17 protein-coding genes are annotated in these 19,659 nt (G+C 72.5%); 11 read left to right on the forward strand and 6 right to left on the reverse strand.

What is annotated here, in order from left to right:
• Positions 1-122: 122 nt before the first annotated feature.
• The 4 genes from gatC to gatB are packed head-to-tail and all read left to right on the forward strand — an operon-like array spanning position 123 to position 3,656.
• Positions 123-422, forward strand: a complete 300-nt coding sequence (gatC, locus tag ABZ805_RS10965; RefSeq protein ID WP_224956462.1) for an Asp-tRNA(Asn)/Glu-tRNA(Gln) amidotransferase subunit GatC — start codon at positions 123-125, stop codon at positions 420-422.
• Positions 422-1,957, forward strand: coding sequence for an Asp-tRNA(Asn)/Glu-tRNA(Gln) amidotransferase subunit GatA (gene gatA, locus ABZ805_RS10970; protein WP_358437604.1), 1,536 nt, complete (start codon positions 422-424; stop codon positions 1,955-1,957). The genes gatC and gatA overlap by 1 nt, the downstream gene beginning before the upstream one ends.
• Positions 1,957-2,154: a hypothetical protein gene (locus tag ABZ805_RS10975; protein WP_358437607.1), complete on the forward strand. Its 198-nt coding sequence runs from the start codon at positions 1,957-1,959 to the stop codon at positions 2,152-2,154. Before gatA ends, ABZ805_RS10975 begins: the two co-directional genes overlap by 1 nt.
• Positions 2,151-3,656, forward strand: coding sequence for an Asp-tRNA(Asn)/Glu-tRNA(Gln) amidotransferase subunit GatB (gene gatB / locus ABZ805_RS10980; RefSeq protein ID WP_358437609.1), 1,506 nt, complete (start codon positions 2,151-2,153; stop codon positions 3,654-3,656). The genes ABZ805_RS10975 and gatB overlap by 4 nt, the downstream gene beginning before the upstream one ends.
• A 59-nt stretch (positions 3,657-3,715) precedes the next feature.
• Here the strand turns inward: gatB and ABZ805_RS10985 are convergent, their stop codons facing one another.
• The 3 genes from ABZ805_RS10985 to ABZ805_RS10995 all read right to left on the reverse strand — a co-directional run bounded on the left by ABZ805_RS10985 (position 3,716) and on the right by ABZ805_RS10995 (position 7,211).
• Positions 3,716-4,273 (reverse strand): sugar O-acetyltransferase, encoded by a 558-nt coding sequence (locus tag ABZ805_RS10985; RefSeq protein ID WP_358437611.1) that lies wholly within the window; start codon positions 4,271-4,273, stop codon positions 3,716-3,718.
• Positions 4,274-4,376: 103 nt separating this feature from the next.
• Positions 4,377-5,873: a potassium/proton antiporter gene (locus tag ABZ805_RS10990; RefSeq protein WP_358437613.1), complete on the reverse strand. Its 1,497-nt coding sequence runs from the start codon at positions 5,871-5,873 to the stop codon at positions 4,377-4,379.
• Between the two features lie 162 nt (positions 5,874-6,035).
• Positions 6,036-7,211 carry a PQQ-dependent sugar dehydrogenase gene (locus ABZ805_RS10995; RefSeq protein ID WP_358437615.1) on the reverse strand — a complete coding sequence of 392 codons (1,176 nt, stop codon included), beginning with the start codon at positions 7,209-7,211 and terminating at the stop codon, positions 6,036-6,038.
• 381 nt (positions 7,212-7,592) lie between these two features.
• On the opposite strand from ABZ805_RS10995, the gene ABZ805_RS11000 reads away from it, so the two are divergent.
• Positions 7,593-8,312, forward strand: coding sequence for a DoxX family protein (locus ABZ805_RS11000; RefSeq protein ID WP_358437617.1), 720 nt, complete (start codon positions 7,593-7,595; stop codon positions 8,310-8,312).
• 94 nt (positions 8,313-8,406) lie between these two features.
• Here the strand turns inward: ABZ805_RS11000 and ilvD are convergent, their stop codons facing one another.
• Entirely contained in the window at positions 8,407-10,251 is a 1,845-nt protein-coding gene (gene ilvD / locus ABZ805_RS11005) for a dihydroxy-acid dehydratase (RefSeq protein WP_358437619.1), read from the reverse strand.
• 228 nt (positions 10,252-10,479) lie between these two features.
• Positions 10,480-11,340 (reverse strand): PH domain-containing protein, encoded by an 861-nt coding sequence (locus ABZ805_RS11010; protein WP_358437621.1) that lies wholly within the window; start codon positions 11,338-11,340, stop codon positions 10,480-10,482.
• Between the two features lie 444 nt (positions 11,341-11,784).
• Between ABZ805_RS11010 and ABZ805_RS11015 the strand changes: the two genes are divergently transcribed.
• The 3 genes from ABZ805_RS11015 to ilvC all read left to right on the forward strand — a co-directional run bounded on the left by ABZ805_RS11015 (position 11,785) and on the right by ilvC (position 15,253).
• Positions 11,785-13,617: an acetolactate synthase large subunit gene (locus ABZ805_RS11015; RefSeq protein ID WP_358437623.1), complete on the forward strand. Its 1,833-nt coding sequence runs from the start codon at positions 11,785-11,787 to the stop codon at positions 13,615-13,617.
• An 8-nt stretch (positions 13,618-13,625) separates the two neighbouring features.
• A complete protein-coding gene (gene ilvN, locus ABZ805_RS11020) occupies positions 13,626-14,132 on the forward strand; it encodes an acetolactate synthase small subunit (protein WP_224956483.1) in 507 nt (168 codons plus the stop codon).
• Positions 14,133-14,257: 125 nt separating this feature from the next.
• Positions 14,258-15,253: a ketol-acid reductoisomerase gene (gene ilvC, locus ABZ805_RS11025; protein WP_358437625.1), complete on the forward strand. Its 996-nt coding sequence runs from the start codon at positions 14,258-14,260 to the stop codon at positions 15,251-15,253.
• Between the two features lie 316 nt (positions 15,254-15,569).
• Here the strand turns inward: ilvC and ABZ805_RS11030 are convergent, their stop codons facing one another.
• Positions 15,570-16,427: a LysR family transcriptional regulator gene (locus ABZ805_RS11030; RefSeq protein ID WP_358437627.1), complete on the reverse strand. Its 858-nt coding sequence runs from the start codon at positions 16,425-16,427 to the stop codon at positions 15,570-15,572.
• A gap of 69 nt (positions 16,428-16,496) precedes the next feature.
• On the opposite strand from ABZ805_RS11030, the gene ABZ805_RS11035 reads away from it, so the two are divergent.
• The 3 genes from ABZ805_RS11035 to serA all read left to right on the forward strand — a co-directional run bounded on the left by ABZ805_RS11035 (position 16,497) and on the right by serA (position 19,578).
• Entirely contained in the window at positions 16,497-17,429 is a 933-nt protein-coding gene (locus ABZ805_RS11035) for an EamA family transporter (RefSeq protein ID WP_358437629.1), read from the forward strand.
• A 106-nt stretch (positions 17,430-17,535) separates the two neighbouring features.
• Complete coding sequence (locus ABZ805_RS11040; protein WP_224956494.1) at positions 17,536-17,772, forward strand: DUF397 domain-containing protein; 237 nt, start codon at positions 17,536-17,538, stop codon at positions 17,770-17,772.
• A 216-nt stretch (positions 17,773-17,988) separates the two neighbouring features.
• Positions 17,989-19,578, forward strand: a complete 1,590-nt coding sequence (gene serA / locus ABZ805_RS11045; protein WP_358437631.1) for a phosphoglycerate dehydrogenase — start codon at positions 17,989-17,991, stop codon at positions 19,576-19,578.
• Positions 19,579-19,659 lie beyond the last annotated feature (81 nt).

Consider the following 19,659-nt stretch of genomic DNA (forward strand, 5'->3'; position numbering starts at 1 on the left):
CCCGATCGCGGGGAGCGAGCGGGTGCCCGGCGCGTCCGATCGCCCCCTGGACGGGCAGGCACGAGCTCCGCCATAGACTGAGGTGCAACCGTGATACCGGACATGACCAGGGAGCCTTCGTAGTGTCCAAGATCTCCCGCGACGAGGTCGCGCACCTCGCCGGCCTCGCCAGGCTGGCGGTCACCGAACAGGAGCTCGACACGTTCGCCGGGCAGCTCGACGTCATCCTGGAATCGGTCGCGAGGGTCGGTGAGGTCGCGGCGGAGGACATCCCGCCGACCTCCCACGCCGTGCCGGTGACGAACGTGTTCCGCGACGACGTGGTGCGGCCGAGCCTGCCGCGCGAGGCGGCGCTGGACGGCGCGCCCGCGGCCGAGGAGAACCGGTTCCGCGTTCCGCGGATCCTGAGTGAGGAGGCGTGATGACGACGACCGCGACCGGAGGTGACCCGGCCCTGACCGGCCTGTCCGCCGCCGACCTCGCCGACCGCCTCGCCGCGGGCGAGGTCACCTCGGTGGAGGCCACCCAGGCCCACCTGGACCGCATCGCCGCCGTGGACGGCGTGGTGCACTCGTTCCTGCACGTCGACGCGGACGGCGCGCTCGCCGCCGCCCGGCAGGCCGACGAGGACCGCGCCGCGGGCAAGGCGGCCTCGCCGCTGGCGGGCGTGCCGCTGGCGCTCAAGGACGTGTTCGCCACCCGCGACATGCCCACCACCTGCGGCTCCAAGATGCTGGAGGGCTGGACGCCGCCGTACGACGCGACGGTGACCCGGCGGCTGCGCGAAGCGGGCGTCGTCGTCCTCGGCAAGACCAACATGGACGAGTTCGCGATGGGCTCCTCCACCGAGAACTCCGCGTACGGCCCCACCCGCAACCCGTGGGACCCGGAGCGCATCCCGGGCGGCTCCGGCGGCGGCTCCGCCGCGGCGCTCGCCGCGTTCGAGGCCCCGCTGGCCATCGGCACCGACACCGGCGGCTCCATCCGCCAGCCCGGCGCGGTCACCGGCACCGTCGGCGTGAAGCCCACCTACGGCGGGGTGTCCCGCTACGGCCTCGTCGCGTTCTCGTCCTCGCTGGACCAGCCGGGGCCGTGCGCGCGCACCGTGCTGGACGCGGCACTGCTGCACGAGGTGATCGCCGGGCACGACCCGATGGACTCCACCTCGATCAGCTCGCCGGTGCCGCAGGTCGTGGCCGCCGCCCGCGAAGGCGCCGCCGGTGACCTGGCCGGGGTGAAGGTCGGCGTGGTCCGCGAATTCGCCGGGGACGGCTACCAGCCCGGCGTGGAGCGCTCGTTCCGCGCCGCCGTCGACCAGCTCGCGAAGCTGGGTGCCGAGGTCGTCGAGGTCTCCTGTCCGCACTTCGAGTACGCGATGGGCGCCTACTACCTGATCGCGCCCAGCGAGTGCTCCTCGAACCTCGCCCGGTTCGACGCGATGCGCTACGGCCTGCGCGTCGGCGACGACGGCGGCCGCAGCGCCGAAGAGGTCATGTCGCTGACCCGCGAAGCCGGGTTCGGGCCCGAGGTGAAGCGGCGCATCATGCTCGGCACCTACGCGCTGTCCTCCGGCTACTACGACGCCTACTACGGGCAGGCGCAGAAGGTGCGGACGCTGATCACCCGCGACTTCGCCGCCGCCTTCGAGCAGGTCGACGTGCTGGTGTCGCCGACGACGCCCACCACGGCGTTCCCGATCGGCGAGCGCACCGACGACCCGCTGGCGATGTACCTGGCCGACCTGTGCACCATCCCGTCGAACCTGGCGGGCAACGCGGCCATGAGCCTCCCCAGTGGACTGTCCGATGAGGACGGTCTGCCGGTGGGGCTGCAGATCATGGCCCCGGCGCTGGCCGACGACCGGCTCTACCGGGTCGGCGCGGCCTACGAGACCGCCCGCGACGCCGCTCAGGGCGGCCCGCTGCTCGACCGTGTCCCCGCCCTGGAGGTGGCGTGATGAACCAGAAACTGAAGGCGGCGTTCCAGCTCGCATCCGTGCTCTCCGCGGCCTACGGCCTGCGCGCGAGCCTCCGCGAGGCCAAGGCGAACGGCGACCGGCTCGCGATGGCCGACTCGATCATCACCGCGCTCGGCCTGATCACCGGCACCGCGCTCGCCGTCCGCACCCTGCGCCAGGGGGAGGACGGCAAGTGACCGCGGTCGCCGAGATCATGGACTACGACGAGGTCCTGGAGCGGTTCGACCCGGTCCTCGGCCTCGAGGTGCACGTGGAGCTGTCCACGGCCACCAAGATGTTCTGCGGCTGCGCCAACGTCTTCGGCGCCGAGCCGAACACGCAGGTGTGCCCGGTGTGCCTGGGCCTGCCGGGCGCGCTGCCCGTCGTCAACGGCAAGGCGGTGGAATCGGCGATCCGCATCGGGCTGGCGCTGAACTGCCAGGTCGCCGAGTGGTGCCGGTTCGCGCGGAAGAACTACTTCTACCCGGACCAGCCGAAGAACTTCCAGACCTCGCAGTACGACGAGCCGATCGTCTTCGACGGTCACCTCGACGTGGTGCTCGACGACGGCGAGACCTTCCGCGTCGACATCGAGCGGGCGCACATGGAAGAGGACACCGGCAAGTCGCTGCACGTCGGCGGCGCCACCGGCCGCATCCACGGCGCCGAGCACTCGCTGCTGGACTACAACCGCGCGGGCGTGCCGCTGGTGGAGATCGTCACCAAGCCGATCGTCGGCGCCGGGGAGCGCGCGCCCGAGGTGGCGCGGGCCTACGTGGCCGCGCTGCGCGACCTGCTGCGCTCGCTGGACGTCTCCGACGTGCGGATGGACCAGGGTTCGCTGCGCTGCGACGCGAACGTCTCGCTGATGCCGAAGGGCACCACCGAGTTCGGCACCCGCACCGAGACGAAGAACGTCAACTCGCTGCGCAGCGTGGAGCGCGCCGTGCGCTACGAGATGCGCAGGCACGCCGCGGTGCTGACCTCCGGCGGCGAGATCCGCCAGGAGACCCGGCACTTCGACGAGTCGACCGCGACGACCTCGGCGGGGCGCAAGAAGGAGACCTCCGAGGACTACCGGTACTTCCCGGAGCCGGACCTGACTCCGATCGCGCCGTCCCGCGAGTGGGTCGAGGAGCTGTCGACGACGCTTCCCGAGCTGCCTTGGGAGCGCCGCAAGCGCATCCAGGACGAGTGGAAGCTCTCCGACGAGGAGCTGCGCGACCTGGTCAACGCCGGGGCGCTCGACCTCGTCGCGGCCACCGTGGACGCCGGGGCACCGCCCGCCGAGGCGCGCTCCTGGTGGGTGGCCTACCTGTCGCAGCAGGCCAACACCCGCGGCGCCGAGCTCACCGAGCTGGCCATCACGCCGGCGCAGCTGGCGCGGGTCATCGCGCTGGTCGCCGAGGGCAAGCTGACGAACAAGCTGGCCCGCCAGGTCGTCGACGGCGTGCTCGACGGGCAGGGCGAACCCGACGAGGTCGTCGCCGCGCAGGGCCTGGAGGTCGTGTCCGACGACTCCGCGCTCCAGGCCGCGATCGACGAGGCCCTGGCCGCGCAGCCCGACGTGGCGGACAAGATCCGCGGCGGCAAGGTGCAGGCCGCGGGCGCCGTCGTCGGCGCCGTCATGAAGGCCACCGGCGGCAAGGCCGACGCCAAGCGGGTCCGCGAGCTCATCCTCGCCGCCTGCGGGCAGTAGCACCGTCTGCCGCAGCGGGCCGCTCGTCCTCCGGGACGGGCGGCCCGTTCGCTTTCCGGCTAGAGCGCGCGGATCACGCGGCAGGGGTTGCCCGCCGCGAAGACCCGGTCCGGGACGTCCCGGGTGACGACGCTGCCCGCGCCGATCACCGCGTCATCGCCGATCGTCACGCCCGGGCAGACGATCACGCCACCGCCCAGCCACGCGTTGTTGCCGATGCCGATCGGCGCCGCCGTCTCCCACCGCTCCCGCCGCGCCCGGTGGTCCGTCATCGGGTGCAGCGCGGTGAGCAGCTGGGCGCGCGGCCCGATGGACACGTCGTCCCCGATGCTGATCGGCGCGCAGTCCAGCAGGATCGCGTCGTAGTTGAGGAAGCTGTTGTCCCCGATGCTGATCAGGTACCCGTAGTCGCACTGGAAGCGCGGCATGATCCACGATCCGGTGCCCAGCCGCCCCAGCAACCGGCCGAGGACCTCCTGCCGCCGCTGCTCCTCGCCGGCCCGCGTCGCGTTGAACTCGTCCAGCAGCTCCTGGCAGCGCCTGCGCTCGGCGAGGAGTTCCGGATCGCCGTCCTGGTACGGCTCCCCGCGCAGCATCCGCTCCTTGTGCTCACCCATCCCGCCATTGTCCGGCCCGCGCGGCCGGGGTTCGCGCGGGCGCCCGGCCGAGGACGATCGGACCACCGGCCGCTCCCGCCCGCGGCGTCCGGTGGCGGGGACGTCAGTCCGGGGCGCCGTCCTCACCGAACCAGTGGGCCAGCCGGCCGCGGCGGCTCACCGCGCGCAACCGGTGCTCGGTGGCGGTGCGCGCCCCCGCGGTGGTCATGATCAGCAGGTCGTCGCCGGTGCGCAGCCGGGTGCCGGGGTCCGGGACGAAGGAGGCGCCCGCCCGGATGATCAGGGTGATGGCGCTGGGGTCGGGCAGCCGCAGCTCCCGCAGCATCACGTAGTGCAGTTGCGACCCGGGCGGCACCGACACGGTCAGCAGCTCCGCGTCGAGCACGTCCAGCGGCGCCACCTCCACCTGGATCTCCCGGGCCGCGTCGGCCCGCACCAGGCCCAGCGCGCGGGCCAGCCCCAGCAGCCCGGGGCCCTGCACCAGGGTGAACACGGCGACCAGCACGAACACCACGTTCAGCACCCGGTCGCTGCCGGGCACGCCCGCCACCACCGGGAAGGTGGCCAGCACGATCGGCACCGCGCCGCGCAGCCCCGCCCAGGACACGAACGCCTGCTCCCGCAGCGGCACCCGGAACGGCAGCAGCGACACCAGCACCGACAGCGGCCGCGCCACCAGCAGCAGCACCAGCCCCACCACCAGCGCGGGCAGCAGCTCCGGCAGCAGCTCGTGCGGGGTGACCAGCAGGCCCAGCAGCACGAACAGCCCGATCTGCGCGAGCCACCCGATCCCTTCGGCGAACGAGCGCACCGAGGCGCGGTGCGGCAGCCCCGAGTTCGCCAGCACCAGCCCGCACAGGAACGCGGCGAGGAACCCGGAGGCGTCCACCGCGCCGGAGGCGGCGAACGCGACGATGCCGAGCCCGAACATCGCCACCGGGTACAGCCCGGACGCGGGCAGCGCCACCCGGTGCAGCACCCACGCGCCGGCCCGGCCGATGAGCAGGCCGATCACGGCGCCCGCGCCCAGCTCGTAGACCACGTCGCCGGCGACCTCCAGCGGGTGGAACTCCATCGGCACGGTGCTGAACAGCAGCACCAGGATCACGGTGGGCGCGTCGTTGAACCCGGACTCGGCCTCCAGCATCCCGGCGACGCGGCGCGGCACCGGCAGGGTGCGCAGCACCGAGAACACCGCGGCCGCGTCGGTGGAGGACACCACCGCGCCGAGCAGCAGCGAGGCCTGCCAGGGGAGTCCGACGAGCAGGTGCGCGCCCGCGGCGGTGACCGCGACGCTGACCGCGACCCCGGCGGTGGCGAGCAGTCCGCTGGGCGCGAGCAGCGGTTTCACGTCCGACCAGCGGGTGGTGAGGCCGCCTTCGACGAGGATGACGGCGAGCGCGGCCGTACCCAGGTCCTGCGCGAGCTGCGCGTCGTCGAAGCGCAGGCCGAACCCGTCCTCGCCGATGACCAGGCCCAGCGCGAGGAACAGCAGCAGCGCGGGCAGCCCGAAGCGCGCCGCCGCGCGGGTGGCGAGGATCGCCGCCAGCAGCACGATCCCACCCGCCAGCAGCGCCGTGTACAGCTGCTCCAAGGTCATCGCTGTTCCGTTCCGCCACCGGCGCGCCGCCGGTACCGGCCCGGGGCGCGTCCTGAGTGGACCATGTCCGCGTTCGTCCTGCTCCGGCCACCCCCTCGTCCCGGCGGTGGCGGGGCGACCGGCCCACCGGCCGGGCCGGTCGAACGGGCCGTCGACCCGGGGTCAGTCCTTGCCGGTGTCGCCGGAGGGAGGTTCGATGCGGATCGCCCGGTCGTCGCTGGGCACGGGGGCGCCGCCGGACTTGTTGGCGGTACCCAGCCACAGCAGGCCGTCCGGGCCGTTCGCGGCGGCGGAGAAGCGCCCGTAGGTCTTCTCCATGACCTTGGTGGGCTGGCCGGTGAACGTGCCGTCCGGTCCGGGGTTGAGCGCGTACAGCGCCGCCGCGTCGGTCAGCGCCACGACCACCGATCCCGGTGTCGCCGCGCACCCGGCCACGCCGGGCCGGTCCGGCCAGCTCCAGGCGGGTTCGCCGAGCGCGGTGCCGAACTCGATGCGGTGCAGCGCGTCCCGGCTCCCGCCGCGGTCGGTCAGCCAGTAGCCGCCGGTCTCGCCCGAGCCGCACAGCCCGCCCGGGTCCGAGACGCCGGAGGCGACCACCCGGGACTTCGGGTCCGGATTGCCCGCGGCGGGCGCGCCGAAGCCGTCGATGCGCAGCACCTTCCCGGCCAGCGAGCCCCGGTTCGCCGCGTTCGCGCGGTCGCCCGCGTCGCCGGTGGCGACCAGCAGCGCGCCGCGCCCGTCGTCCAGCAGCGCGCCCGCGTTGCCCGCCGAGCCCTTCGGGATGCCGGTGAGCACCGGTTTCGGGCTGTCGCCGGGCGCGACCCGCAGCACCTGGTTCTCGCCGCCGACGCTCGCGTACGCGTAGACGAGCTCGTCCTCCTGGTAGCTGGGGGACAGCGCCAGCCCGGTCAGCCCGCCACCGCCGGAGCGGTCCACCGGCACCCGGGCGATCTCGACGGGCTCGGTGTCCGGTTCGACGCGCAGGATGCGGCCGGTGGCGCGTTCGCCGACGAGAGCGCCGCGGCCGTCGGGCAGCACGGTGATGGCGCCGACCGGGTCGAGGCAGGTCGCGACGACCGCCGGGTCCGGGTCGATGCAGCCGGTGGGCACCGCGGGCACTTCGTCGGTGGGCTGTCCCGGTGGTGGCGGGGGAGGCGCGGGCTGCTCGATGGACGGCTGCGGCCCGGCCTGCGGTTCCAGCGAGGGCTGGTCGCGCCAGGCGCCGGGGTGCTCGTCGGGGAACTGCGCGCAGCCGCCGAGCGCGATCGCGGCCAGCAGCGCTCCCGCCGTCCGCGCGCGAGGACGGCGGCCGGTGGGGGAGGTGCGCTGGGCTGCCACGAGTGCCGAGGGTATCGGCCGCGCCGTGAACCCCGGGTGAGCACCCGGCCGCGCCGATCTCCGCGGCCCGCGAATCCCACCCGCCGGGAAGGTCCGTTTCGCGGGAGCCGCCGTGCAGCCGCGCGAGCGCCACCGAATGCAGCAATTCCGGACGAGACGACCGTCGCGAAACCGGATCCGAACCGCGCCACCAGGCCCGTCCCGAGCGCGCGGTCCCGGTCGCGGTGCGGTGCCCGGCCGCCTGCGGAAACGGTGAATTGCGAGTCCTGCGGCGCATTCTGCCGAATGCCGGAACATCGAGATCTCCGTGGAATTCCCGCCGAAAAAGGTTCACCTGAAAGGGTCGCTTCGGCCACTGGTGATGCCTTAGCCTTCTGCGCCGTGAGCATTCACGACGATCGCCCCAGCGGACGCCGAGACGAGCGTGCGCAGCGCGGCGGGAAGAAGTCTGCCGACGGGCCCACCGGAACGCAGGGCCTCGGCGTGCAGGACTACGACGACTACTACGACGACGCCGCGTACAGCGATGCGAACGCGACCGCCGTGGTGGATCGCGGTTCCAGTGCCGACTTCTACGAAGAGATCGACGACCGCAAGCCGTTCGCCTGGAACGCCGGGACCGACCTGGGCCTGCTGGTGCTGCGCCTGGTCGTCGGCGGGGTGTTCGCGGCGCACGGCGCGCAGAAGCTGTTCGGCGTGCTCGGCGGTTCCGGCCCGGAGAAGTTCGCGCAGAGCCTGGCCAAGGCCGGGTTCGAGCAGAGCGCGGTGCTGTCCCTGGTCACCGGCGGAACCGAGCTCGGCGCGGGCGCGCTGCTGGTGCTGGGCCTGTTCACGCCGCTGGCGGCCGCGGGCATCGTCGGCGTGATGGCCAGCGCCATCGTGTCGATGAAGCTGCCCGGCCCGTTCTTCGACCAGGAAGGCGGCTACGAGTACCCGGCGATCCTCATCGCCGTCGCGCTGTGCCTGATGTTCACCGGACCCGGCCGGGTCGCGCTGGACAACGGGCGGTCCTGGTTCCGGCACCCGCTGATCAGCGGCTTCATCTGCCTGGTGATCGCGGCGGGTTCCGCGGCGGCGGTGCTGGTCCTGCTGCGGTCCTGACGTCCGGCGGAGCGCCGGTCCCGGCGGCTCCGCGCCCTCCGACGAACGCGAAGGCCGGGTTCCGCGCAGGAACCCGGCCTTCGTCGCGAGGACCTTACTTGGAGACGTCCCGGACGGCGCCGTGCGAGGCGGAGGTCGCCAGCCGCGCGTAGGCGCGCAGTGCCGAGGTGACCTTGCGGTCGCGGGACACCGGCTGCCACGGGTGCTCGCTGCTCTCCATCTTGGCGCGCCGCTCGGCCAGCACCTCGTCGTCGACGAGCAGCTGCAGCGCGCGCTCGCGCACGTCGATGAGGATCTGGTCGCCCTCTTCGACGAGGCCGATCACGCCACCGTTGCCCGCCTCCGGCGAGATGTGCCCGATGGACAGCCCGGAGGAGCCGCCGGAGAACCGGCCGTCGGTGATCAACGCGCACTTCTTGCCGAGACCGGAGCCCTTGAGGAACGCGGTCGGGTGCAGCATCTCCTGCATCCCCGGCCCGCCGGAGGGGCCTTCGTAGCGGATCACCAGCACGTCACCGGGCTCGATCTTCTTCTGCAGGATCGCGGCCACGGCCTGCTCCTGGCTCTCCATCACCCGGGCCGGGCCCTGGAAGTGCCACAGCTCCTCCTCGACGCCCGCGGTCTTCACGACCGCGCCGTCCTCGGCGAGGTTGCCGCGCAGCACCGCCAGCCCGCCGTCCGCGGTGTAGGCGTGCTCGAAGTCGCGGATGCAGCCGCCCGCGGCGTCGGTGTCCAGCGAGGACCAGCGGTTCTCGGTGGAGAACGCCTTCGTGGTGCGGACCCCGCCTGGCGCGGCGTGGAACAGGTCGAGCGCCTCCTGCGAGGGCGATTCGCCGCGCACGTCCCAGCGGTCCAGCCACTCGGTGAGGCTGCCGCTGTGCACCGAGGACACGTCGCGGTGCAGCAGCTCCGCGCGGTCCAGCTCACCCATGATCGCGGAGATGCCGCCGGCCCGGTGCACGTCCTCCATGTGGTAGTCCGAGTTCGGCGCGACCTTCGACAGGCACGGCACCTGGCGGCTGATCCGCTCGATGTCCGAGAGCTCGAAGTCGATCTCGCCCTCGCGCGCGGCGGCCAGCGTGTGCAGCACCGTGTTCGTGGAGCCGCCCATCGCCATGTCCAGCGCCATCGCGTTCTCGAAGGCCTTCTTGTTCGCCACCGAGCGCGGCAGGACCGAGTCGTCGTCCTCCTGGTACCAGCGCTTCGCGATCCGCACGACGGTGCGCCCGGCCTCCTCGAACAGGGCGCGGCGCGCGGCGTGCGTGGCCAGCGTGGAGCCGTTGCCGGGCAGCGCGAGGCCCAGCGCCTCGGTGAGGCAGTTCATCGAGTTCGCGGTGAACATGCCCGAGCAGGACCCGCAGGTCGGGCAGGCGGAGCGCTCCACCTCGCTGAGCCCGTCGTCGTCCACGCCCTGGTTCGCCGACGCGGAGATCGCGGTGATCAGGTCGGTCGGCGCCTGCGCGACGCCCTCCACGACCACGGCCTTCCCGGCCTCCATCGGACCGCCGGAGACGAACACCGCGGGCACGTTGAGCCGCATCGCGGCGTTGAGCATGCCGGGCGTGATCTTGTCGCAGTTCGAGATGCACACCAGCGCGTCCGCCTGGTGCGCGTTGACCATGTACTCCACCGAGTCGGCGATGATCTCGCGCGAGGGGAGCGAGTAGAGCATCCCGCTGTGGCCCATGGCGATGCCGTCGTCCACCGCGATCGTGTGGAACTCCCGCGGCACGCCGCCCGCCTCGCGGATCGTCTCGGCCACCACGTCGCCGAGGTCGCGGAGGTGCACGTGACCGGGCACGAACTGGGTGTAGGAGTTGGCGATGGCCACGATCGGCTTGCCGAAGTCGTCGTCGGTCATGCCGGTGGCACGCCACAGCGAACGGGCGCCTGCGGCGTTCCGTCCGTGGGTGGTGGTGCGGGAGCGCAACTGGGGCATGGTCCTTCTCGGTTTCTCGCTGAATTCGCGTCGGGGACGGCGAAAGGACGCCCACCTCGTGAGTGGGGACGAACTGCGGTGACCTCGACGCTACTCCTGCCCGGTAGCGCCGGAGGTGACCGGTTCGCGCTCCCCGGGCGTTCGTGACGCAGGCCTCGGCCGGTGGCGGGGAACGGACGGCACCGGCGGTGCCCGGTCCGGGACGGGCGCGGCCGGTGCGAGCGGGGATCAGCCCGCGGACTTGGGGGAGGTGCCGTCGGTGCCGGGCTCGGTGGACGACGCAGTGGTGCTCTCGGTGCCAGTACCAGTACCAGTGCCAGTTCCGGCGTCAGCAGCGGTGCCGGTGGCGACGTCGGTGGTCTCGGTGCCGCTCAGCGTTCCGGCGTCGTCCCCGGTGGTGGCGTCTCCAGCGGTGGCGGCGGTTCCGGCGTCGTCTCCAGCGGTGGCCGCATCCCCAGCGGTGGCGGCGGAGCCGGCGTCAGCCGCGGTCTCGGTGTCCGCGCCCGACGTGTCCCGCCGCTCGGCGGTGTCAGCGGCGTCGTCCCGGGGCTCGGCGTCCGCGGCCGGAGCGCTCGGCGCGGCGTTCGGGTCCGGGATCCGGCCCCCGCTGAGCTCGGCCAGCCGGGCCACGTCCCGCACCCGGATCGCCGGGAGCGCGACCTCCTTGCCGGAGTCGAGCACGGCCCGCACCCAGCGGCGCTCGTCCAGCCGCAGCGAGGCCAGCTCGTCCCAGCCGAAACCGGTGCCGCCGAACACGCGGCGCACGGTGATCCGCTCGGCGGTGACGACGGTGCGCGGCCGCACGATCACGTAGGCCAGCGCCAGCGGGATCAGGTAGGTCGACAGCAGCTGCGGGAACGGCTCGGCGAAGGCGATCGGGGTCACCGACACCGCCACCGCGAACACCGCGAGCAGCGAGGTACGGGTGAGCTGGAACGTCAGCGACTTCGGCAGCGCCTTGGCGCGGCCTGCGGCGCGCGGGGCGGGCTGCGCGGCCGGTGCGGCGGCGCCCGCGTTCTCGGTGGTGCCGGTTCCCTCGGTGGTGCCGGTTCCTTCGGTGGGCTGCTGGGCCGCTGGTGTCTCGCTCACCCCTCGATGCTCTCACCCGGACGCGGGGCGTCCGCAGCGTCCCTGCTGGTGGCGGAACTCCGGCAGTGCCCGGTGCGCCCGCCGGCGCGCGGCGCCCGCGGGAGAGCGGGGCGGTGGAGCGACGTACGCCACACCGGGCTCGGCCGAATGCGAACCAGGCGCCGGTGAACTGCGGAAACGCGCGCCGTCGGCGGAGTTCGAGCGGGCCCGGGGTGTCCACCATGCGGGAGGATCGTCTCGCATGGTTTGACCTCGTGGCGCTCGTGCCGTTAACGTCCTCGACATGCTGCGACTGCACGACATTCTCGTACTTCCCCGGCGCGTCGACGCCTGAGGAAGCTCCGCAGCGACGACGCGCCAACCCTCGTACGGTCCTATCCGGCCCGGCGGGGGTTTTTTCGTGCCCACTCACCGACCACCACCGTTCGGACAGAGGCGAACTCGATGACCAGCGCCCACACCAGGCAGAGCCCGGTCCCGGCACCGCCGCCGGGACACCGTTCCAAACCAGCACCGACCAACGACGCTCCAGTGCAGGTCACCGGCGCGCAGTCGCTCGTCCGGTCGCTGGAGTCCGTCGGCGCCGAGATCGTCTTCGGCATTCCCGGCGGCACCATCCTGCCTGCCTACGACCCGCTGCTCGACTCCACGAAGGTCCGGCACGTGCTGGTCCGCCACGAGCAGGGAGCCGGGCACGCCGCCACCGGGTACGCCCAGGCCACCGGCAAGGTCGGCGTGTGCATGGCGACCTCCGGCCCCGGCGCGACCAACCTGGTCACCGCGCTCGCCGACGCGCAGATGGACTCGGTCCCGATCGTCGCGATCACCGGCCAGCAGTCGACCAGCCTGATCGGCACCGACGCGTTCCAGGAAGCGGACATCTGCGGCATCACGCTGCCGATCACCAAGCACAACTTCCTGGTCACCAAGGCCGAGGACATCCCGCGCACCATCGCCGAGGCCTTCTACATCGCCTCGTCCGGACGCCCCGGCCCGGTGCTGGTGGACATCCCGAAGGACGTCCAGCAGGCCGCGACCACCTTCTCCTGGCCCCCGGAGATGAAGCTGCCCGGCTACCGGCCGACCAGCAAGCCGCACGGCAAGCAGGTCCGGGAAGCCGCGAAGCTGATCACCGCGGCGCAACGGCCCGTGCTCTACGTCGGTGGTGGCGTGCTCAAGGCCGAAGCGACCGAGCAGCTCCGCGAGCTCGCCGAGACCACCGGCATCCCGGTCGTCACGACCCTGATGGCCCGCGGCGCGTTCCCCGACTCCCACCCGCTGCACCTGGGCATGCCCGGCATGCACGGCAAGGTCGCCGCCGTCGCCGCGATGCAGCGCTCCGACCTGCTGATCGCCCTCGGTGCCCGGTTCGACGACCGGGTCACCGGGCAGCTGTCCTCCTTCGCGCCCGAAGCGAAGGTCGTGCACGCCGACATCGACCCGGCCGAGATCTCCAAGAACCGCAACGCCGACGTGCCGATCGTCGGTGACTGCAAGGAGGTCATCACCGAGCTCATCGACGCCGTCGCCACCGCCACCGACACCGGCGGCACCGCCGACCTCGGGCCGTGGTGGACGCAGCTGAGCACCTGGCGCGACACGTTCCCGCTCGGCTACGAGTGGCCCGCCGACGGCAGCCTCGCCCCCGAGTACGTCATCGAGCGGCTCGGCGCGCTCGCCGGCCCGGACGCGGTGTACTGCGCGGGCGTCGGCCAGCACCAGATGTGGGCGGCCCAGTTCGTCCGCTACGAGAAGCCGCGCACCTGGTTGAACTCCGGTGGTCTCGGCACCATGGGCTACTCGGTGCCCGCCGCGATGGGCGCCCAGGTCGGCATGCCCGGCACCCAGGTGTGGGCCATCGACGGCGACGGCTGCTTCCAGATGACCAACCAGGAGCTCGCGACCTGCGCCATCGAAGAACTGCCGATCAAGGTGGCCGTCATCAACAACGGCAACCTCGGTATGGTCCGGCAGTGGCAGAGCCTGTTCTACGCCGAGCGCTACTCACACAGTGACCTCGGCACCCACAAGCACCGCATCCCCGACTTCAAGCTGCTCGCCGAGGCGCTCGGCTGCGCGGGCCTGCGGTGCGAGTCCAGGGAGGACGTCGACAGCGTCATCCAGCAGGCGATGGAGATCAACGACCGACCCGTCGTGATCGACTTCGTGGTGGGCAAGGACGCGCAGGTCTGGCCGATGGTGGCCGCGGGGACCGGCAACGACGAGATCATGGCGGCGCGCGGAATCCGCCCGCTGTTCGACGAAGACGAGGGGTGACCGCACCCATGAGCCGACACACTCTCAGCGTGCTGGTGGAGAACGTGCCGGGCGCGCTCGCCCGCGTCTCCGGGCTGTTCTCCCGCCGCAGCTTCAACATCGAATCCCTGGCCGTCGGCCCGACCGAGCACCCGGAGATCTCCCGGATGACGATCGTGGTCGCGGTCAGCGACCAGCCCCTCGAACAGGTCACCAAGCAGCTCAACAAGCTCGTCAACGTGATCAAGATCGTGGAGCTGGAGCCGGAAGTCGCGGTCCAGCGCGAACTGCTCCTGGTCAAGGTGCGGGCGGACGCCTCCGTGCGCAGCCAGGTGCTGGAGACCGTGCAGCTGTTCCGGGCCAAGGTCGTCGACGTCTCCCCGGAGGCGCTGACCGTCGAGGCCACCGGCGACGGCGAGAAGCTGGGCGCGCTGCTGCGCATGCTGGAGCCCTACGGCATCCGGGAGATGGTGCAGTCCGGGGCGATCGCCATCGGCCGCGGACCCCGCTCCATCACCGCCACCGCGGTGCGCTGACCGCGTTCCCCGGCACCACCGGGAGATCGCCGACGCGCACCGGCGGTCAGCCCTCCCGCCGCGACCGGGACGGCTGCCGCGGGCAGAACAAATCGAGAAGTCCCGAAAGGAACACGGAAACCATCATGGCAACTGAGATCTTCTACGACGCCGACGCCGACCTCAGCATCGTGCAGGGCCGCAAGGTCGCGATCATCGGCTACGGCAGCCAGGGCCACGCGCACGCGCTGAGCCTGCGCGACTCCGGTGTGGACGTCCGCATCGGCCTGCCCGAGGGGTCGAAGTCCCGCGCCAAGGCCGAAGAGGAAGGCCTGCGGGTGCTGACCCCGGCCGAGGCCTCCGCCGAAGCCGACCTGATCATGATCCTGGCGCCGGACACCAAGCAGCGGGAGATCTACGCCAACGACGTCGCTCCCAACCTGAAGAGCGGCGACGCGATCTTCTTCGGCCACGGCTTCAACATCCGCTACGGCCTGATCCAGCCGCCGTCGGACGTCGACGTCGCCATGGTCGCCCCCAAGGGCCCCGGCCACCTGGTGCGCCGCCAGTTCGTCGACGGCAAGGGCGTGCCCTGCCTGATCGCCATCGAGCAGGACGCCTCCGGCAGCGCCCAGGCGCTCGCGCTGTCCTACGCCGCCGGCATCGGCGGTGCCCGCGCCGGCGTCATCAAGACCACCTTCAAGGAGGAGACCGAGACCGACCTGTTCGGTGAGCAGGCCGTCCTCTGCGGTGGCACCAGCGCCCTCGTGCAGACCGGGTTCGAGGTCCTCGTCGAGGCCGGCTACCAGCCCGAGATCGCCTACTTCGAGGTGCTGCACGAGCTCAAGCTGATCGTCGACCTCATGTGGGAGGGCGGCATCGCCGGGCAGCGCTACTCCTGCTCCGACACCGCCGAGTTCGGCGACCTCACCCGCGGGCCGCGCGTCGTCGACGCCCGCGTCAAGGAGTCCATGCAGAAGATCCTGGGCGAGATCCAGGACGGCACCTTCGCGAAGGAATGGGTCGCCGAGGACGAGGCGGGCCGCCCCAACTTCACCAAGCTGCAGCAGGCCGGCAACGACCACCAGATCGAAGAGGTCGGCAAGAAGCTCCGCGCCCTCATGTCCTGGACCGGGAAGTGAGCGTCGGCGCACCGCTGAGCTGAGCAGAACGCGCCGCCCGCCGTCCGATCGGCGGTGGGCCGGTGGTCGGGAAGGCCCGGGATCCCCACAAGGGATCACCGGGCCTTCGGCTTTTCCCCCGGGGGGTCTTTGTGCTTTGGGGTGGGGTGGCGGAACCTCAGCGCTTTCCTCGCTGCGGGATCGTTTTCACCGGTGGCTCCGCCACAGGCGAAAACGCTGTCCTCGCGAGGAGAGCGCTGAGAACCCGCTGCGGTGCCGGTTGCTCTGGTGGTCGTTGCTCGGCGGCTTTGCCGCCGACAGGACGAGGTGTGGTTCGTCAGGGTTTCTTCTCGTAGAGGTCGGTCAGCAGGGCGACCACCGCTCCGGTCGCGGGGTGGGGGTCGTTGCGGGGCCAGATGACCTGGACCGGGACCGGCTCGGCGTCGCGGACCGGGCGGTAGGTGATGCCGTCGCGGCGGTACTGGGCGACCGTGCCGTGCGGCGTGATCCCCACGCAGCGGCCGGTCGCGATCGCCGCCAGCCAGTCGTCGATGTCGTGCGTCTGCTCCAGCACCGGGCGCCGGTCCGGCGGCCACAGGTCCGCCGTCGTCGTGCCCGTGCGCCGGTCCACCACCAGCACCCGCTCCCGGATCTCGCCCAGCGGCACCGAACGCCGCCGCGCCCACGGGTCGTCGCCCGCCAGCGCCACGTACCGCCGCTCGTGCCCCACCGCCGCGTGCCCGTAGCGCGCGGAATCCACCCCGACCCGCACCACCGCCAGATCGCAGGCGCCCTCGGCGAGACCGCCGGTCTGCGTGTTGGTGCGCACCAGGTGCAGCTCCACGTCCGGGTGCTCGGCCGCCCAGCGGCGCTGGAACTCCTTGGTGTGCCGCCCCACCGCCGACCACGCGTGCCCCAGCCGCAGCCGGGCGTGCCCGCCGGTGGCCTCCCGCACCAGCTCCTCCGCCTCCGCCAGCAGGTGCCGGGCGCGGGCCAGGACCCGCAGCCCCGTCGGCGTCGGGACGCAGCTGCGGCTGGTGCGGTCCAGCAACCGGACGCCGAGCGCGCGCTCCAGCGACCGCAGCGTGCGCGACACCGCCGCCTGCGAGACGCCGAGCTCGATCGCCGCGTCGGTGAACGTCCCGGTGTCCGCGATCGCCACCAGGCAGCGCAGCTGCCGCAACTCCACATCCATGACTCCAGCGTATAGATGGTGGTCCCGGCGCATTTTGCGCGGCGCCGCGGCGGTCCGATGCTCGTGGTCATGACGACGACGGAACGCCTCGAACCGGCCACCGGGACCACTCCCGCGGAACCCGGGGCCACCGCCGCGGGGAGCGGGCGGGCGACCGGCGTCGCGCTGATGCTCGGCGGCGGGCTGTCCAACCAGTTCGGCGCCGCCACCGGTGCGCTCGCGTTCCCCGTCATCGGCCCCGCCGGTGTGGTGGCGGTGCGGCAGTGGGTGGCGGCCCTGGTGCTGCTCACCACCGGACGGCCGCGGCTGCGCTCGTTCACCGCTCGGCAGTGGCGGCCGGTGCTGGGGCTGGCCGCCGTGTTCGCCACCATGAACCTCTCGCTCTACACCGCCATCGACCGCGTCGGGCTCGGCCTCGCCGTCACCCTCGAATTCCTGGGGCCGCTGGCCGTGGCGTTGCTGACCTCGCGGCGCGCCGTCGACCTCGGCTGCGCCCTCGCCGCCGGGGCGGCCGTCGTGGTGCTGACCCGGCCGCAGCCCAGCACCGACTACGTCGGCATCGGGATGGCGCTGCTGGCCGCGGTCTGCTGGGGCTGCTACGTGCTGCTGAACCGGACCGTGGGGCGGCGGGTGCCCGGTGCGCAGGGCTCGGCGGCCGCCGCAGGGGTCTCCGGGCTGCTGTACCTGCCGATCGGCATCGCGGTGCTCTGGCAGCACCCGCCGACGGCCGCCGCGCTCGGCTGCGCGGTCGTCGCGGGAGTGCTGTCCTCGGTGGTGCCGTTCGTCGCCGACCTGTTCGCGCTGCGGCGGGTGCCCGCGAACTTCTTCGGCGTCTTCATGAGCGTCAACCCGGTGCTGGCCGCTCTCGTCGGCCTCCTCGTGCTGGGCCAGCGGCCCGGCTGGCCGGAGTGGGCGGCGATCGGGGTGATCGTGGCCGCCAACGCGGTCGCGATGCTCACCGGTTCCCGGGCCGCCCGCCGCGCGGTGGCGGACGCGCGGTGACCCGGCCGCCCCGGCGTCCGGGGGACCGGCCACCCGTTCACGCGATCGAGAAGCACCGCCGGTGAGCGGTATCGTGCCGGGCGTGAGCGAAGAGACCAACACCACCGTGGACGAGCCGGTGGACGACAAGGCGCACATCCGGCACAAGCTGGACTTCACCGACGCGGAGTGGATCACCAGCACCGAGGACGACGACGAACCCGGCGTGGAGATCGCCTTCGTCGACGGCTACATCGGCATGCGCAACGGCGCGGAACCGGAAGGCCCCGTCCTCGTGTTCACTCCCGAGGAATGGGACGCCTTCGTCGCGGGAGCCAAGGACGGCGAATTCGACGAGCCGTGATCCCCGATCGCACGTCCAGCCGCTGAGCTGCTGGTTCATCCTCCCGCCTTCGATCCGGTCGGGCCGCGCACGCGGACGCCCGGGGCGGCCCGCGGTGGGATTGGGATGCGTCACACCCTTGTGAACGAGTTCTCAATCTCCCGTTAAACTCGCTGACCGTCCGGGTACAACGCCGTGCCCAGCTACGACCGTGATCCCTCTCAATGGAGCGCGCCCGTGACCAACCGTCCTGTCGTCCTGATCGCCGAGAAGCTGGCCCCCTCCGTGCTGGACGCCCTCGGAGAAGAGGTCGAGATCCGCCACGTCGACGGCACGGACCGGCCGGCGCTGCTGGAAGCCGTCGCCGACGCCGACGCACTGCTGGTCCGCTCCGCCACCAAGGTGGACGCCGAAGTCCTCGGCGCGACCGGCAAGCTCAAGGTCGTCGCCCGCGCCGGCGTCGGCCTGGACAACGTCGAGGTGCCCGCCGCCACCGAGCGCGGCGTGATGGTCGTCAACGCGCCCACCTCCAACATCGTCTCCGCCGCCGAGCACGCGCTGGCGCTGCTGCTGGCCGTGGCCCGCAACGTGGCCGCCGCGGACGCGAGCCTGCGCGCCGGTGAGTGGAAGCGCAGCTCCTTCAGCGGCATCGAGCTCAACGGCAAGACCATCGGCGTCGTCGGCCTGGGCAAGATCGGCCAGCTGTTCGCGCAGCGCATCGCGGCCTTCGGCACCAAGCTCATCGCCTACGACCCCTACGTCTCCGCCGCGCGCGCCGCGCAGCTGGGCATCGAGCTGGTCAGCCTGGAAGACCTGCTGGCGCGGGCCGACGCGATCTCCATCCACCTGCCGAAGACCGCCGAGACGCTCGGCCTCATCGGCGCGGAGGAGCTCAAGAAGGCCAAGCAGGGCCTGATCGTCATCAACGCCGCCCGCGGTGGCCTGGTGGACGAGGAGGCGCTGGCCGAGGCGATCCGCAGCGGCCACATCGGCGGTGCCGGCATCGACGTCTACAAGACCGAGCCGACCACTTCCAGCCCGCTGTTCGAGCTGACCAACGTGGTCGCCACCCCGCACCTGGGCGCCTCCACCACCGAGGCGCAGGACCGCGCGGGCACCGACGTGGCCCGCTCGGTGCTGCTGGCGCTGCGCGGCGACTTCGTGCCGGACGCGGTGAACGTGCAGGGCGGCGCCGTCGGTGAAGAGGTGCGCCCGTACCTGCCGCTGACCCAGAAGCTGGGCCAGCTGCTGGCCGCCGTGCTCGGCAGCACGCCGACCTCGGTGACGGTGGAGGCCCGCGGCGAGCTCGCGCACGAGGACGTCTCGGTGCTGCAGCTCGCGGCGCTGCGCGGCGTGTTCGCCGGGGCCGTGGACAGCCAGGTGACCTTCGTCAACGCTCCGCAGCTCGCCGAAGACCTCGGGGTGCAGGTCGAGGTCAAGACGACCTCCGAGAGCCCGAACCACCGCAGCGTCGTCTCGCTGCGCGCGACGCTCGCCGACGGCCGTTCGGCGGTCGTGTCCGGTGCGCTGTCCGGCACCGACCTGGTGGAGAAGCTGATCGAGGTCAACGGCCGCCACTTCGACCTGCGGGCCGAGGGCAGCGTGCTGCTGCTGGAGTACCCGGACCGCCCCGGCGTGATGGGCAAGGTCGGCACCCTGCTGGGCGAGGTCGGCGTCAACATCGAGGCCGCCACCGTCAGCCAGACCGCCGAGGGCTCGGACGCGATCATGCTGCTGCGGGTGGACCGCCCGGTCGAGGCGGGCGTGCTGGAGCCGATCGGCGCGGCCGTCGGCGCTCGCACGGTCCGGACCGTGGACTTCGAGTGATCGGCTGATCGGGCGAGGTTGCGGGTTCGCCGTTGCCGGAAAAGGGGCCGTCGCACACCTGTGGGCGGCCCTTTTCGCCAC

It is taken from the genome of Saccharopolyspora sp. NPDC047091 (assembly GCF_040643635.1).
GTDB lineage: Bacteria > Actinomycetota > Actinomycetes > Mycobacteriales > Pseudonocardiaceae > Saccharopolyspora_C.